The organism is Paenibacillus sp. FSL R10-2771 (assembly GCF_038000205.1).
In the GTDB taxonomy this organism is placed as follows: domain Bacteria; phylum Bacillota; class Bacilli; order Paenibacillales; family Paenibacillaceae; genus Paenibacillus_AQ; species Paenibacillus_AQ phytohabitans.
In genome coordinates this window covers 3,883,370-3,899,567 of record NZ_JBBOBM010000001.1, presented here as the reverse complement: position 1 = coordinate 3,899,567, position 16,198 = coordinate 3,883,370, and the positions used below count along the sequence as shown (strand labels likewise).

The 16,198-nt window shown below is 53.4% G+C and carries 14 protein-coding genes; 13 read left to right on the top strand and 1 reads right to left on the bottom strand.

Annotated features, from left to right (window positions below; translation table 11 throughout):
• Positions 1-7: 7 nt before the first annotated feature.
• The 11 genes from coaBC to spoVM all read left to right on the top strand — a co-directional run bounded on the left by coaBC (position 8) and on the right by spoVM (position 12,919).
• The gene (coaBC, locus tag NSU14_RS16865; RefSeq protein WP_336102793.1) at positions 8-1,240 is read left to right on the top strand and encodes a bifunctional phosphopantothenoylcysteine decarboxylase/phosphopantothenate--cysteine ligase CoaBC; all 1,233 of its coding nucleotides are present in this window, start codon (positions 8-10) and stop codon (positions 1,238-1,240) included.
• Positions 1,240-3,771 carry a primosomal protein N' gene (priA, locus tag NSU14_RS16860; protein ID WP_042136592.1) on the top strand — a complete coding sequence of 844 codons (2,532 nt, stop codon included), beginning with the start codon at positions 1,240-1,242 and terminating at the stop codon, positions 3,769-3,771. The genes coaBC and priA overlap by 1 nt, the downstream gene beginning before the upstream one ends.
• 104 nt (positions 3,772-3,875) lie before the next feature.
• Entirely contained in the window at positions 3,876-4,361 is a 486-nt protein-coding gene (gene def, locus NSU14_RS16855; RefSeq protein WP_340946355.1) for a peptide deformylase, read from the top strand.
• Between the two features lie 5 nt (positions 4,362-4,366).
• Entirely contained in the window at positions 4,367-5,308 is a 942-nt protein-coding gene (fmt, locus tag NSU14_RS16850) for a methionyl-tRNA formyltransferase (protein ID WP_340946353.1), read from the top strand.
• A gap of 104 nt (positions 5,309-5,412) precedes the next feature.
• Positions 5,413-6,789, top strand: a complete 1,377-nt coding sequence (rsmB, locus tag NSU14_RS16845; protein ID WP_076245450.1) for a 16S rRNA (cytosine(967)-C(5))-methyltransferase RsmB — start codon at positions 5,413-5,415, stop codon at positions 6,787-6,789.
• Between the two features lie 151 nt (positions 6,790-6,940).
• Positions 6,941-7,981 carry a 23S rRNA (adenine(2503)-C(2))-methyltransferase RlmN gene (gene rlmN / locus NSU14_RS16840; RefSeq protein ID WP_042136599.1) on the top strand — a complete coding sequence of 347 codons (1,041 nt, stop codon included), beginning with the start codon at positions 6,941-6,943 and terminating at the stop codon, positions 7,979-7,981.
• A gap of 6 nt (positions 7,982-7,987) precedes the next feature.
• Positions 7,988-8,764, top strand: a complete 777-nt coding sequence (locus NSU14_RS16835) for a Stp1/IreP family PP2C-type Ser/Thr phosphatase (RefSeq protein ID WP_340946350.1) — start codon at positions 7,988-7,990, stop codon at positions 8,762-8,764.
• Entirely contained in the window at positions 8,761-10,971 is a 2,211-nt protein-coding gene (pknB, locus tag NSU14_RS16830) for a Stk1 family PASTA domain-containing Ser/Thr kinase (RefSeq protein ID WP_042136600.1), read from the top strand. Before NSU14_RS16835 ends, pknB begins: the two co-directional genes overlap by 4 nt.
• 117 nt (positions 10,972-11,088) lie before the next feature.
• Positions 11,089-11,994, top strand: coding sequence for a ribosome small subunit-dependent GTPase A (gene rsgA, locus NSU14_RS16825; RefSeq protein WP_340946346.1), 906 nt, complete (start codon positions 11,089-11,091; stop codon positions 11,992-11,994).
• Positions 11,995-11,998: 4 nt separating this feature from the next.
• Complete coding sequence (gene rpe, locus NSU14_RS16820) at positions 11,999-12,667, top strand: ribulose-phosphate 3-epimerase (RefSeq protein WP_039298023.1); 669 nt, start codon at positions 11,999-12,001, stop codon at positions 12,665-12,667.
• 171 nt (positions 12,668-12,838) lie between these two features.
• Positions 12,839-12,919 carry a stage V sporulation protein SpoVM gene (spoVM, locus tag NSU14_RS16815; RefSeq protein ID WP_020431362.1) on the top strand — a complete coding sequence of 27 codons (81 nt, stop codon included), beginning with the start codon at positions 12,839-12,841 and terminating at the stop codon, positions 12,917-12,919.
• 198 nt (positions 12,920-13,117) lie between these two features.
• Here the strand turns inward: spoVM and rpmB are convergent, their stop codons facing one another.
• Positions 13,118-13,306, bottom strand: a complete 189-nt coding sequence (rpmB, locus tag NSU14_RS16810; RefSeq protein ID WP_019911441.1) for a 50S ribosomal protein L28 — start codon at positions 13,304-13,306, stop codon at positions 13,118-13,120.
• Positions 13,307-13,497: 191 nt separating this feature from the next.
• On the opposite strand from rpmB, the gene NSU14_RS16805 reads away from it, so the two are divergent.
• Positions 13,498-15,276, top strand: coding sequence for a DAK2 domain-containing protein (locus NSU14_RS16805; protein ID WP_340946344.1), 1,779 nt, complete (start codon positions 13,498-13,500; stop codon positions 15,274-15,276).
• Between the two features lie 60 nt (positions 15,277-15,336).
• Positions 15,337-16,197 carry a DegV family protein gene (locus NSU14_RS16800; protein WP_340946342.1) on the top strand — a complete coding sequence of 287 codons (861 nt, stop codon included), beginning with the start codon at positions 15,337-15,339 and terminating at the stop codon, positions 16,195-16,197.
• Position 16,198 lies beyond the last annotated feature (1 nt).

The following is a 16,198-nucleotide window of genomic DNA, read 5'->3' as shown; positions in this document are numbered from 1 at the left end:
GATCAGTTTGAAGAGTTTACAAGGAAAGTCGATTATACTCGGAATTACAGGAGGCATTGCTGCCTATAAGGCGGCGGCCCTGACCAGCAAGCTTACCCAGCAAGGCGCCGAGGTTCATGTCATCATGACAGCGTCGGCCAAGCAGTTCATTACGGAGTTGACACTGCAGTCATTGTCGAAGCAAGTGGTATACAGCGATACTTTTCAGGAACGCGACCCGTCCTCCATCTCACATATTGATCTGGCGGATTCGGCCGATCTGGTCCTGATCGCACCGGCTACCGCGAATATTATTGCCAAAATGGCGCATGGACTGGCAGATGATATGCTGTCTACTACACTGCTTGCCGCTACAGCTCCTGTAATGGTAGCCCCTGCGATGAATGTTCATATGTATCAGCATCCGGCGGTATTGAGCAATATCGATACACTCTACAACCGGGGGGTACACTTTATTGAACCGGGCGAAGGACTGCTGGCCTGCGGTTACGTGGGCAAAGGGCGGCTGGAAGAGCCGGAAGCGATCGTGAAGGTTGTGGAGAACTTCTTTGCGCTGCAGAACGACAAGAAATCCGGGCCGCTCGCTGGTAAAAAGGTAGTTGTTACCGCTGGCGGTACGGTAGAACGTATCGATCCTGTCCGTTACATTTCCAATGATTCCTCCGGAAAAATGGGCTTCGCGCTGGCACGGGCAGCACGCGCCATGGGGGCAGAGGTTACCTTGATCGCCGCGCGTACGGATGAAGCGCCGCCGCGCGATGCCGATATCCGACTGGTCCGCGTGGAATCGGCGCAGGATATGTATGAAGCGGTCACGGAGCGCTGGGCCGATTGCGACATCCTCATTAAAGCGGCAGCTGTCGCAGATTACCGCCCGAGACACAGCGCGGAGTCCAAAATCAAAAAGAGCGGTGACACCATGACCCTTGAACTGGTGAAGACTACCGATATTCTGGAGAGTCTCGGCAAAATGAAGGATAAGCAGTTCCTGATCGGGTTTGCCGCGGAAACCGGAAATGCGGAATATTACGCCAAAGACAAGCTGGTGCGCAAGAATCTTGACCTGATCGTAGCCAACGATGTTGCAGTGGAAGGTGCCGGATTCGGCACCGATACCAACATTGTGTCAGTCTATGATGCAGACGGCCTGGTACTGGATCTTCCCTTAGCTTCCAAGGATGAGGTAGCGCGCCGGGTGCTGCAGCTCGCCGCTGAGCGTGTTGCCGGAGCCTTGTTATAATGGATATTGCTAAGGTCATTGTCGATGTTCCTGTGCGCAGCACCGACCGGCCGTTTGATTATTTGATTCCCGATTCACTGAAGCTTTGGATTGAAGTAGGCAGCAGAGTGGCGGTTCCGTTTGGACCCCGGACCGTTCAGGGCTTTGTTGTATCCCTGGAGTCGGGAGAGACCGGCAGTGTATCAAGAATGAAGCCGATTGTGGAAGTGCTCGATCTGCTGCCTCCGCTGTCGCCGGAGCTGGTAGAGCTGGGCGACTGGATGAGCCAAAGATATGCCTGCAGACGGATCTCCGCACTGCAGGCTATGCTTCCGACTGCCCTGAAGGGCAAAGCCGAGCGGCTGATCTCGCTGGGTGATGCAGAGGCAGCAGCCCATACTCCCGGAGATGAGCTGTTTCCGCTTTTCCTGGAGGCTGACAACGAAGAGCAGGAGATTACTGACTTCGTCAGACGCCACGGGGAAGTATCCATGAAGCTGCTGACCCGCACCTTCCCGGAGGCTGCTGAGACTGTAAAGTTCATGGTGCGGCGCGGTGTGCTGGCGGAGAGCCAGTCGATCAAGGACAAGATGGGCAAGAAGAAGCTGAAGGCCGTTGATTTGGCCATAGGCCTCTCTGCAGCACGCGAATCCCTGTCCGGCTTCCCGGCGCGTTCGGCGCGCCAGAAGGAAGTGCTGTCCTTCCTGATCGATATGGAGGCAACACTTCCCATGCCGCTCAAGGATGTGCTGTCGGTTCTTCAGGTTACGGCCGGCACGGTTAAGGCTCTGGAGGACAAAGGGTATATTGAGATTAGTGAAATTGAAGTATACCGCGACCCCTATCAGGGACGCGATTTCAAGCCGAGTACACCCTTGCCGCTGACAGCGGAGCAAGAGGTTGTCTATAAGCGGATTGTGGGAACTGTAGAGCAGCAAACGCATGAAGTCTTTTTATTGCACGGGGTAACGGGCAGCGGGAAGACGGAGATTTATCTGCAGTGCATTCAGCGCTGTGTGGAGCAAGGGCGTCAGGCTGTAGTGCTGGTGCCGGAAATTGCCCTGACTCCACAGATGGTTGAACGGTTCAAAGGCCGGTTCGGCAGCGGGGTGGCAGTAATGCACAGCCGGCTGTCTGTCGGTGAACGCTACGACGAATGGCGCAAGATCCGTGAGGGCAAAGCGATGGTTGCTGTCGGCGCACGCTCGGCAGTGTTTGCTCCCTTCGCCAATCTGGGCCTCATTATTATGGATGAAGAGCATGAGGGCTCCTATAAGCAGGAAGAAAATCCGAAATACCATGCCCGTGATGTCGCGGTCCGCCGGGCTGAACAGGGCGGGGCAGTAGTGATTCTGGGCTCGGCTACGCCTTCGCTGGAGAGCTATCACGCAGCCAGATCACAGAGCGATATTCATTTCTCCCCTATTCTGCTGGAGATGCCTAGCCGCGCTCTCGGTAACGAGCTGCCCAAGGTGGCAGTGGTTGATATGCGCGATGAGCTGAAGGAAGGCAACCGCTCGATGTTCAGCCGCAGGCTGCATGCTGCGCTGGTGAGCAGGCTGGAACGCGGAGAGCAGACGGTACTTCTCTTGAACCGCAGAGGGTTCTCCACCTTCGTCATGTGCCGGAGCTGCGGATATGTTGCCGGTTGTCCCGAATGCGATATCTCGCTGACCTATCATAGCCGCAGCGACAATCTGCGCTGCCATTACTGCGGCCATGCCGAGCCTGCACCTAAGCTGTGCCCCGAATGCGGCAGCGAGCATATCCGCTTCTTCGGGACAGGGACCCAGCGGGTCGAAGAGGAGCTGGGCAAGCTGTTTCCCGGTATCCGCGTCATCCGTATGGATGTGGATACAACCACGGAGAAGGGTTCACATGAGAAGCTGCTGAATCAGTTCAGAGACAAGAAGGCCGATGTACTGCTGGGAACGCAGATGGTGGCTAAGGGACTTGACTTCCCCGATGTTACACTGGTCGGTGTCATCACTGCGGACTCGGCGCTGAACCTGCCGGATTTCCGGGCGGCGGAGAAGACGTTCCAGCTGCTCACACAGGTAGCCGGAAGAGCGGGCAGACATCAGCTGCCCGGCGAAGTGGTTGTGCAGTCTTATACACCTGAGCATTATTCGATCATCCATGCCAGCGGACATGATTACAGATCGTTCGTGCGTGATGAGCTTAAGCACCGCAAGGAGCTGCATTATCCGCCCTATTGCCGGCTGATTCTGGTTACGCTGTCGCATGAGCAGCTTCCGCTGCTGCTGAAGCTGGCGGAGAATTATGCCCTGAATATCCAGGGCAAAGCAAGGCAGCTGCGCTGGTATGGCAGTCTGGACAAGCTCTCCTCGGATGCACTGGATCTGCTGGGTCCTGTAGCGTCACCCTTGCCTCGGCTCAAAGGCCGTTACAGATTCCAGTGTATTATCAAATGGCGCGGTGCGATTGATGCGATCGGACTGGCCCGTCAGGTGGCCGAGGAGCTGGAGGACTCTGTCCGTGACAAAGGACTGCAGATCAGCATTGATGTGGACCCGCAGATGTTGATGTAATCTCCCGGCGTGTTACAATGGGTAAGGTGTTTTACTATGAAATGAAAGAATGATTTCATTTTATATACTATAGACATGTTCAGAACAAGGATGGTGTTTTTGTAATGGCAATCAGGCTGATCGTGAAAGAACCGGATGAAGTATTACACAAGAAAGCTAAGACCGTAACAACATTAACCCCCAATGTGCAAAAACTGCTCGACGATATGGCAGATACGATGTATGACGCGGAAGGTGTTGGTCTCGCAGCTCCGCAGGTTGGAATTCTAAAGCGTCTAATCGTAATCGATGCCGATGAAGAGCATGGATTGATCAAGCTGATTAACCCTGAGATTGTCAGCATGGACGGGGAGCAGTTCGGACCTGAAGGCTGCCTGAGTATCCCCGGCCTGAACGGCGATGTACGCCGTGCAGAGACAGTAACCGTACGCGGTCTGGACCGTGAAGGCAACGAAGTTACAATTACCGGAAGCGGATTGCTTGCACGGGCATTTCAGCATGAAATCGATCACCTGAACGGTGTGCTGTTCACGGATATCGCCGAGAAGGTATATGAGTATACAGCTGAACGCAGTGAAACTGAGGAGTGAATGAAATGAAGATAGTGTTCATGGGAACGCCGGCTTTTGCGGTACCCTCCCTGCGGATGCTGCTGGAGGAGGGCTATGAGGTAGTCGCTGTGGTTACCCAGCCGGACCGTCCGCAAGGCCGCAAGAAGACGCTTGCCCCTTCACCTGTGAAAGAGGCTGCACTTGAACTGGGCTTGCCGGTTCTTCAGCCGGAACGGATGCGGCGCCCGGAGGCGGTAGCTGAACTGGCTGCCTATGAGCCGGATCTGATTGTTACAGCGGCTTACGGGCAGATTCTGCCGAAGAGTGTGCTGGAGCTGCCGAAGAACGGATGTGTGAATGTCCATGGCTCACTGCTGCCGAAATACCGCGGAGGCGCCCCGATCCAGCGCTGCATCATTAACGGTGAGAAGGTAACGGGTGTGACGCTGATGTATATGGCGGAAGGACTGGATACCGGAGATATGATCTCGCGGGTAGAGGTGCCGATTGAAGACGAGGATACCTCAGGCACCATGTTCGGGAAGCTGAGCATTGCCGGACGTGATTTACTGAAGGCGGAAATGCCGCGCCTCGCGGCTGGACGTGTAGAGGCGACGGTGCAGAATGACAGCGAAGCAACTTATGCGCCAAATCTCAGCCGCGAAGATGAACGGATCGACTGGACAGCCGGGTCACTGGCAACCTATAACCGTATCCGCGGGCTGGTACCATTCTCGGGTGCCTTCACCCTATGGAATGACGAGACCTTCAAGGTATGGGCGGCGGCGAAGCCGGATAACGGCAGTTCCGCCGGCGGCAATGCTGCTCCGGGTACAGTGCTGTCTGTAAGCGAACGAGGGGTTGAAGTGAAGACCGGCGACGGGATTCTCCTGCTGACAACCGTACAGCCTGCCGGCAAAAAAGCGATGAGTGCGGCAGATTTCAGCCGCGGCGCAAGTCTTAAGCCCGGCACGGTGCTGGGGTGAGCGCGGGCGGCAAAGGCGGCGGACCGCGTAATCCCACTGGCGGCAACAGGTCAGCGGCTTCCGGGAGCTCAGCTCCGGGTGGTCAAGCCAGAGGAGCAGGCAAGATGAAGCCGGGCGGCAAACCGCCGGCGGCAGCTTCTGCACGCGAGGTTGCGCTTGATGTTCTTGTCCGCGTAGAGCAGCAGGGGGCCTACAGCAATCTGCTGCTCGGCAGCAGCCTGCAGAAAGGCGCTCTCAGCCGTGAAGATACCGGACTGGCTACGGAGCTGGTGTATGGCACGATCTCACGGATGATTACTCTGGATTATGTTCTGGAGGGTTTTGTGAGCAAGGGAGTAGCTAAGCTTCAGCCTTGGGTGCGTAATCTGCTGCGTCTGAGCCTGTACCAGATTATGTATCTGGACCGGGTTCCTTCGCATGCAGCCGTTAATGAGGCTGTGAATATAGCCAAGAAACACGGCCATCAGGGTATCTCCGGCATGGTTAACGGCGTGCTTCGCAGCGTGCTGCGGGCCGGGGAACTGCCGGTGTTGCCGGAGGGGCTCAGCAGGGAAGAGCGGATCTCTATTGTTCATTCCCATCCGCTCTGGATGGTACAGCGCTGGTCTGCGGAATATGGCACAGACACGGCGGAGGCCATGTGTGCTGCGAATAACGAAGCGCCTGCGGTCAGTGTCCGCGTCAATACAACTATGATCAGCCGTGAGGCGCTGCTGGCCGAGATGCTCGAAGCGGGTCTTGAGGCCTCTGAATCGAAGGTTAGCCCCTTCGGGCTGATTGTCAAGGGCGGCGGCAATATGGCTCTGACTTCCTGGTACAGGGACGGATATCTCTCAGTGCAGGATGAAAGCTCCATGCTGGTGGCTGAAGTTGTAGACCCTGTAGCAGGAATGAAGGTGCTGGACTGCTGCGCCGCTCCCGGAGGCAAAAGCGCGCATATGGGCGAGATGATGAAGGACGAAGGATCTATACTGGCCAATGATCTGCATGAGCATAAGGCGAAGCTTATCGCAGATCAGGCGGCCCGTCTGGGTCTGGAATGCATTGCTACCTTAAGCGGCGACGCACTGCAGCTGGGTGCTGCTCTTCAACCGGAATCCTTCGACCGGATTCTGCTGGATGCCCCTTGCTCGGGGCTTGGGGTGATCCGGCGCAAGCCGGATCTGAAGTGGCGGAAGCAGCCCGGAGATGTGGACAGCGTAGCTGCGCTGCAGCATGAACTGCTGCAGTCGGTCGCCGGGCTCCTGAAGCCTGGCGGTGTGCTGGTCTACAGCACCTGCACTACCGAGCAGGCGGAGAACAGCCGGATTGTCAGGGATTTCCTGGAGCATAATCCCGGATTCGCTCCGGTCAGCTTCAAGACCGCCGTCTGGGAACGGCTTGAGGGAACCGCAATTGCCGCAGGCGATGGAATACAGCTGCTTCCCCATCATTTCGGAAGCGACGGATTCTATATTGCCCGGCTGAAGCGACTCTCGTAATATAGTGATTTCTGCATGGAATTACAGCTTCCCGCCCCGCAGAGGTTTTGCGCGGCGGGCTTTTCTTTTACCGGCTCTGGAATTTGTGTTAAAATAGGAAGAATGAGAAATAATACGCATATAATTTACGAAAGAACAGGTGCTAATAACAATGAAACCTTTAATATATGATTTTTCTTTAGAAGAGTTGCAGCAGTGGGCCAAGGATAACGGAGAGCCGGCTTTTCGCGGCGGACAGATTTTTGACTGGCTGTATGTGAAGCGGGTCAATGATTTTGAATCCATGAGCAATCTCTCCAAGGCACTGCGCGGCAAGCTGGTGGAACAATTCAGTATTTCGGCTCTGACTGAAATTACGAAGCTGGAATCCAAAGACGGTACTGTGAAATTCCTGTTCGGTCTGCATGATGATCATGCGATTGAGACAGTTATTATGAAGCACAATTACGGCAACAGCGTATGTGTAACTACCCAGGTTGGCTGCCGGATCGGCTGTACCTTCTGCGCGTCTACGCTTGGAGGTCTAAAGCGCGATTTGACCGCAGGGGAAATTGTAGCCCAGGTAGTGCGTTCCCAGCAGATTCTTGATGCCCGCGGCGAACGCGTCAGCAGCATTGTTATCATGGGCACCGGCGAACCTTTCGAGAACTACGACGCAACCATGAGATTCCTGCGCCTCATGATCCATGAGAAGGGTCTGAATATTGGCCAGCGCCATATTACAGTATCGACCAGCGGGATTGTGCCGAATATTTACAAGTTTGCTGATGAGGATACGCAGATCAATCTGGCGATCTCGATTCATGCGCCTAATGATACGCTCCGTTCCAAGCTGATGCCGGTTAACCGCCGCTATCCGTTTGATGATGTAATCGAGTCATTGCGCTACTATCAGGCCAAGACAGGCCGCCGGATCAGCTTCGAATATGCCTTGATCGGCGGCGTGAACGATCAGCCCGAGCATGCCGAGGAATTAGCGGGTGTGCTTAAGACCATGCTCTGCCATGTGAACCTGATTCCGGTTAACCATGTGCCTGAGCGCAAGTATGTACGGACTTCCCGCAATGATATCTTTGAATTTCAGCGTATACTGGCCGATCATGGCGTGAACGTTACGATCCGCCGTGAGCAAGGCCATGATATTGCGGCCGCATGCGGTCAGCTGCGTGCCAAACATATGGAGTTGGGGTGAGGATATTTGATCAGAACAGTTCAAGCCAGCGACATTGGCCGGGTACGTACCGTCAATGAGGATTCGGTCTGGATCGGCGCTACGCGCCACGGTTATACCCTCGGCATTATAGCCGACGGGATGGGGGGGCATTTGGCTGGCGATACCGCGAGCAGGATTGCGCTGGAGACGGTCAGGAACATTCTGGACCAGCTGCAGCCTGATCTTCCGGAGGCAGAGCTGAAGGAGGCACTGTCAGCCGCCATATTGGAAGCCAATCACACGGTCCACAAAGAGGCTCAAAGCGATGAGAAATACCACAACATGGGGACTACCATCGTAGCTGCTCTACTGAAAGGGTCAGCGGGATACATCGGCCATATCGGAGACAGCAGGGCATATCTCATTCAGGACGGTGCTGCAATACAACTAACCGAGGACCATACGCTGGTCAATGAGCTGTTCAAGAACGGCCAGATCAGCCTGGAGGAGCTGGGCAGACATCCGCGCCGAAATGTGCTGACCCGGGCTCTGGGGACGGATGCCGTGGTGTCTGCGGATCTGGCTTCTGTTACGCTTGCACTTGGGGAGCTTCTGCTGCTGTGCAGCGACGGACTCAGCAATTTCGTCAGCCCCGAGCATATGGCCAAGGTAGCCGGAATTCATGAGATTTCTCTGGAAGAAAGAGCGGATCGATTACTTCAGCTGGCTTTGCTTGCCGGCGGCAACGATAATATCAGCGTTGCTATGTTAGAACACCAAGGAGAGGCCGCAGTGCCCGAGACAAAGGAGTGGGATAGATGATCGGTCACGAATTGGGCGGCCGCTACCAAGTCATCGAACGGATCGGTGGAGGTGGCATGGCGCTTGTCTACAGAGCCCATGACATTCTGCTCAACCGGAATGTTGCTATCAAAGTATTGCGCAACCAGTTTGTGCATGATGAGGAATTCATCCGCCGGTTCCGGCGGGAGGCGCAATCAGCTGCATCGTTATCTCATCCAAATGTAGTCAGCATTTACGATGTCGGCCAGGAAGATGAAGTCCATTATATTGTTATGGAATATATTGAAGGCAAGAATCTTAACGAAATCATTAAAGAGCGGGCTCCGCTGCAGGTTGACGAGTCCGTGCGGATTGCATCACAAATTTGTGATGCACTTGATCATGCGCATTTGAACCAGATTATTCACCGCGATATTAAACCTCATAATATTCTGATCGGCCGTAATGGCCGGGTTAAAGTAACGGATTTCGGGATTGCCCGGGCGGTTACGTCCACTACAATAACCCAGACGGGTTCCGTGGTCGGTTCCGTACATTATTTCTCGCCTGAGCATGCCAAAGGCGTGACCACAGGAGAGAAGTCCGACCTCTATTCTCTGGGGATCGTGCTCTATCAGATGCTTACCGGGGTGCTGCCTTTTCTGGGGGAAAGCCCGATTAGTGTAGCACTGAAGCATCTGCAGGAGGAATTTGAGGAGCCGCGCCTGCTGAATCCGCTGATTCCGCAAAGCGTGGAGAATGTAATCCTGAGATCAATGCGCAAGAATCCGGAAGAACGGTATCAGTCCGCCAAGCAAATGCTGCAGGATCTGGAGACCTGTCTGCTGCCAGAACGGCGGAGCGAGTCCAAGGTCTTATTCGATGACGAAGAGGACGAGGACAGAACACGGGTAATTCCTGCAATCAAACCGCTCCAGCGGGGGCTGGGCAGCCGTGGCGGCGGGGGAGAGGAACGTGTCCGCAGTATGGAGGATGCTCCGCCTCCTCCACCCGGCAAGCGCAAATCGGGCCGCGCGGCGCTGTGGATCAGTCTTACCCTGATACTGCTGATAGCCATGGGCGGGGTCGTCTGGTATGTCAACTCCAAATTGTCCGTGGATGAAGTGGCAGTGCCGGTTGTTACCGGTATTTCTTTTGAGCAAGCCAAAGCTGCCCTTGAAGAGGTGGGCTTGTTCGCAGAAGAGCCGCCGGTGCAGGCATACAACCCGAATTTTGCAGAAAATATCGTCTGGAAACAGAGCAAGACTGACACGATGGTCAAGGAAGGGACGCATATTATTCTGACGGTAAGTACCGCCAAGGTTCTGCCTAAGCTTAAGGATGTTTCTAATATGAGCTATGATGATGCAGTCAAGGAACTAATTGCACTGGGAATTGCACAGGATAGAATCACTCCGGACGAACGTTTCAGTGAGGAATTTGAGAAGGGCAAAGTAATCAGCTCTGAGCCTGAGGCAAATAGTGAGTATGATCCTGAGACTATAACGGTTAAGCTGATCGTGAGTAAAGGGAAAGAGAGCACCAATATGCCGGGCCTCCTTGGAATGACGGAGAAGGAAGCGAAGGCAGCGATTGAGAAAGCCGGCCTTGTGCTGGATGAAATTAAGGAAGAGCCAAGCTTCACGTATGAGAAGGGCAAAGTCACGAAGCAATGGGCGTATGAGGAAGGAGATCAGGTTACTCCCGGGGAGAAAATAACCATTTACCTCAGTACAGGTTATCCTCCGGAAGCACTGGAATATACCTTTAACGTACCGGTTGCACCAGCAGTGGACGGACAGAAGAGCAAAATCCGCATTGTCTTTGCAGATGCGCGTAATAATGGCGAGAACCAGGAGTGGGGCACACGCACAATTGGCAAAAGTCAGACCTTATCCGTGAACATGTTGCTTGCTCCCAACAAGGATGGGATGGTATCCGTATACCGGGACGGGGATTTCCTCGAGACTTATCCTATAACTTACGTGGATGTCAAGAATAATAATGTGCAGACGCCTGAACCGCCTCCGGTTCAGACACAGACACCTGAGCCGACCGTTGCACCGACCGAGACTCCTGTTGAGCCGACAATCGAACCGGAGATTCTGCCGCCGGGCACCGGAGAGGGCGAAGAGACAGGTGCAGGTGATCAGACGGGCTTCGTACCAGGTAAAGACAACAATAATAAACTGATTGCCGCTTCCCCTGGAAATGGCAAGGGCAAAGGCAAGGACAAGAATAAATAAAAAGAGATAAGCTTCAGCGGGGCGGTGGCAATACCATTACAGCTGGAGCGGCGAAATGACCCGGGGATATAATCTTGGGTCATTTGCGCAAAATCAGGAGAGGAAGGCTTAATATGTATGCCTGAAGGAATCATTATCAAAGCGCTGAGCGGATATTATTATGTGAAGCCGCTTAAGGATGGACTCATCGCAACGGAGGAACAGGCTGTACAATGCCGGGGACGCGGAATACTTAAGAAAAGAGGAATAGCTCCTCTGGTAGGTGACCGGATTATCTATATGCTGACCGAGAACGGGGAGGGGATGGTGGATGAACTGCTCCCCCGTGATTCTGAACTGATCCGTCCGCAGGTAGCGAACGTGAAGCTGGCCGTACTGCTGTTCTCTGTACGGGAACCGGATATGAACCTCAACCTGCTGGACAAATTCCTCGTTCATATCGAGCATTCCGGACTGGACACGCTGATTGTACTGACCAAGCAGGATCTGGCGGATGATGAGGGCCAGGCTACAGAAGCAGTCAAAGCTCTCTATGAACAAATTGGCTATGAAGTAATGGTTACGAGCTCACTAAACGGATCAGGCGCCGATGAGCTGCGGAAGCGATTGGGCGGAATCATCAGTGTATTCTCAGGCCAGTCCGGCGTAGGGAAGTCAACCCTGCTGAACCGCCTCGTACCGGGCCTTGAGCTGGAGACAGGTGAAATCAGCATGCGGCTTGGCCGCGGGCGTCATACGACACGTCACGTTGAATTGATGGATATCGGGAATGGCGGTTTCGTGGCCGATACACCGGGGTTCAGCCAGCTGGACTTCCTGGAGCTGAGTGTGGATGAATTGTCCGAATGCTTCCGTGAGTTCGCTTCCTATGCGGAGAATTGCAAATTCCGCGGCTGCAGCCATCTTCACGAACCGGGCTGCAAGGTGATAGAAGCATTGCAGGCTGGAGAGATTGCGGACAGCCGCTATGAGCATTACAAGCTGTTCTACAACGAAATGAAAGATAAAAAGCGGAGGTACTAAACACATGGTTATTATTGCTCCTTCCATATTGTCAGCAGATTTTGCCGCACTTGGCGCAGAAGTCGCGGAAGCCGAAGCCAGCGGTGCAGACTGGATTCATGTAGATGTGATGGACGGTCATTTTGTGCCGAATATTACCCTGGGTCCTGCCATTGTGGCAGCGGTCAAAGCCCATACTTCCCTGCCGCTTGATGTTCATTTGATGATCGAGAATCCGGAACGGTATATTGCTGATTTTGCCGCCGCAGGGGCGGCTGTAATTACCGTCCATGCAGAAGCTTGTGTACACCTGCACCGGGTGGTTCATCAGATCAAGGAGCTCGGCCTGATGGCCGGTGTGGCGATTAATCCGGGTACTCCGGCAGCTGCTGTGCGTGAGGTTCTCGAGGATGTTGATCTGGTGCTGGTCATGACAGTGAATCCGGGGTTTGGCGGACAAGCCTTCATTCCGCGTACGCTGCATAAGATTACACAGCTTAGAGAATGGGCCGGTGAGATCAATCACAAGGGGCTGCGTATTGAGGTGGACGGAGGAATTGCCGAAGCTACAGCACCTCTCGTGGCTCAAGCAGGGGCTGATGTATTGGTAGCGGGCAATGCGGTCTTTGGACGCAGTGACCGCGCAGGTGCAATCCGGGCGATCCGCGAGGCGGCGGATGGTGCTGTCCTTTAATCGCGAGTGCTTAGGTATAGGCCAAGTTATACCCGCATAAATATGGTTACATGAGCAGAAATCTCATGTAGCCTTTTTTTGTACAATAAGGGAGGTCTGCAGTTCGTTGGCATACACATCATGACAGGATAGTCTCCTACTGCATGGCATGAATTGATGGGAGGGTTAATCATGAAATTTTACACGTTCAAGCTGCCAAGATTTTTGGGAGGTTTTGTTAAAGCGATTTTGAACACTTTTCAGAAGAGCTGAGCGAGGCAGAACAGAAAACATGAAAAAAAGCACCTTACGAATGTAAAGGGTGCTTTTTGCTTCAAATATAAGACTTTATATGCTTTGCACTATAAAGTGTCCTTCTATTTCTCGCTGAAACGGATACCGTCTATTTAAGGACGGCATGTCCGTTTCTACTTGATATGAGATATCGCTAGGCCCTAGAATAATCCAAGACTAAACGCGTTCAACTTTACCGGCTTTCAAAGCACGGGTGCTGACGTACACGCGTTTCGGTTTGCCGTTCACTAGGATACGGACCTTCTGAACGTTAACTCCCCAAGAGCGACGGTTGCGGTTGTTTGCGTGAGACACGTGGTTGCCGCTGCCCGGTTTCTTGCCTGTTACTGTACATTTGCGGGACATAGATTACACCTCCTTGTTACTTACACCTGCGTAAAACAATACTTAAATATAATATCACAGCAAAATTTGCTACGTCAACCGATTCAAAAACATTTATTTCTTTAGACTCTTATAGTACAATATAAATTAGTGCATTATGTCCAGTTAATCATAGAATTGATTAGGCATGAAGTTAGGAAGGGGAATTCTCATTGAGTAAGCGTTCTATAAACGGGACAGATTTTACCGCAATGGTACTCGCCGGTGCGGAAAAGCTGCAGCAGCATGCGGAGCATGTCAATTCTTTAAATGTTTTTCCGGTTCCGGATGGAGACACGGGAACCAACATGAATTTGACGATGACCGCTGGCGCGAATGAATTGAAGAAAAATAATACTGCCTCTGTAGGCCAATGTGCAGGAGTACTCTCCAAAGGACTCTTGATGGGCGCGCGGGGGAACTCCGGCGTTATTTTGTCGCAGTTATTCAGAGGTCTTGGACGTTATGCAGCCCAATATGAAGAATTGAACACGCAGCAGTTCGCTGCAGCACTGCAGACTGGCGTTGATACAGCCTACAAAGCAGTGGTTAAACCGGTTGAAGGCACGATTCTTACCGTCGCCAAGGAAGCTGCGAGACATGCAGTGTATTATGCGCGCCGTACAACGGATGTTACTGAGCTTATGACCGAAGTATTGGCCAAAGCCAAGGAAGCGCTAGCTAATACACCTGAACTTCTGCCTGTGCTCAAGCAGGTCGGTGTTGTGGATTCCGGCGGTCAGGGTCTGGTCTACATCTATGAAGGTTTCCACCAGTATCTGACCAGCGGATCAGCCGCTGTACAGACACCTGTACAAGGACAAGCCTCAGTTCCTGCACCAATTCCTGCAGCAGTACTGACTAAACCTGAGAACGTATTGTCCTCCGTACAGTCTTCCGCCCAATCCCAGCTTTCTACGGAAGACATCGAATTTTTATATGATATGGAATTTTTCATCAACCGCCAGCTTGGCGCATCTGTGAAATCAGATTTTGATGAGGAAGTTTTTCGGAAAGCGTTGTCAGTTAACGGTGACTCCATTATCGTAATTTCGGATGATGAGACCATCAAGGTGCATGTGCACTCGAAGACTCCCGGCGAGGTGCTTAACCTGGCGCTGCTGCATGGTGAGATCACACAGATTCACATTCTTAACATGCGTGAGCAGCACCGCGATCTGTTGACAGCCGGAATGGATATTGCTCCAATGCCGGATGTATTCGCCGATATTCCGGAAGAGAAGGCCAGCGTACAGTCGCCTGCAGTTCCTCCTGCGGATGATCTGGCGCCATACGGCTTCATCGCAGTCTCTTCGGGAGATGGAATCTCTGATATCTTCCGCAGCCTTGGCGTGGATGCCATCCTGGCCGGCGGCCAGACGATGAATCCTAGCACGGAGGATTTCGTTAATGCGATATCTTCTATTTCAGCGAAGCATATCTACATTTTGCCGAATAACTCCAATATAGTACTGGCTGCGCAGCAGGCCAAGGAGCTGCTGGAGGGCGAACGTGACATCACGGTTATCCCTAGCAAGAGTATTCCCCAGGGAATCTCGGCCGCCTTTGCTTTCCAGGAAGAGGAAGCGGTAGATGCCAACACGAGCAATATGCTGGAGGCAATTGCACAGGTCAAATCGGGACAGGTTACCAATGCCGTGCGGGATACAGTCATTGAAGAGCTGGAGATCAAAGCCGGGCAGTATATCGGAATCTCGAACTCCAAGATCGTTGCTGCCGCCGATGAATTGCTTGCTGTAAGCAAGCAACTGCTGGCTAGCATGCTGGTGAACGGTGACGAGATTGTAACTGTGCTGACAGGTGCAGATGCCGAAGCAGACGTTACAGATTCCCTCAGCACATGGCTGGAAGAAACGTACCCGCAGGTTGAAGTAGAAGTTCATGATGGAGGCCAGCCGCTGTATTACTATCTTTTCTCAGTGGAGCCATAGACATCTTAGACCTAAGCAAGCAGAGTGGATCAGCTAAATCATAGTATGGGGAGGAAATCCATGAATCGTACCGTAATCGTTACCGACAGCACTTCCGATATCCCGCCTGCCTTGGCGGATCAGTACGGCATTGAAGTTGTTCCGCTGACACTGATGTTCGGCGAAGAGGCTTTCCGGGATAATCTGGATATGACTCCGGAGCAGTTCTATGAGCGTCTTCCCCGCTCGCCGCAGTTGCCGACCACCTCACAGCCGTCGCCGGTCGAATATATGAACGTGTACCGCAGCATTCAGGAACGTTATCCGGGCAGCAAGGTCCTGTCCTTCCATATCTCCTCCGGACTTAGCGGAACCTATCAATCTGCTGTCCTGGCCAAATCCATGCTGGAAGAGGAAGGGGAGTCGGTCACCGTGGTTGACTCCCTGTCCGCTTCCTACGGATTCGGGTTCATGGTAGTGGAAGCCGCTAGATTGGCCGGGCAGGGTAAGGCGCCGGAGGGAATTCTGGAGCAGGTAGAGAGTATGCGCAAGTCGCGCAAGCTGTACTTCCTGGTGGATACGCTGGAATATCTCCAGAAGGGCGGCAGAATCGGCAAAGCGTCCGCCATCCTGGGTACGCTGCTCAATATCAAGCCGATCCTGTCGATCGATGCAGAAGGAATCATCTATGCGGTAGAGAAGGTTAGAGGCCGCAAGAAGGCAGTTGCCCGCATGATCGAGCTGTTCAAGGCGGATCTGCCGGGTGTGAACAAAATCAATGTGGCCGTGGGTCATACGGCTGAACCGGCTTCCGGCGAAGAATTCCTGAGGGAATTGTCCGGGCATTTCACCTTGGAAGAGAAGGTACTGACCAACATTGGACCTGTCGTAGGCAGCCATGTCGGCAACGGGACCTTAGCCGTATTCATCTGGCCCGCCTAGT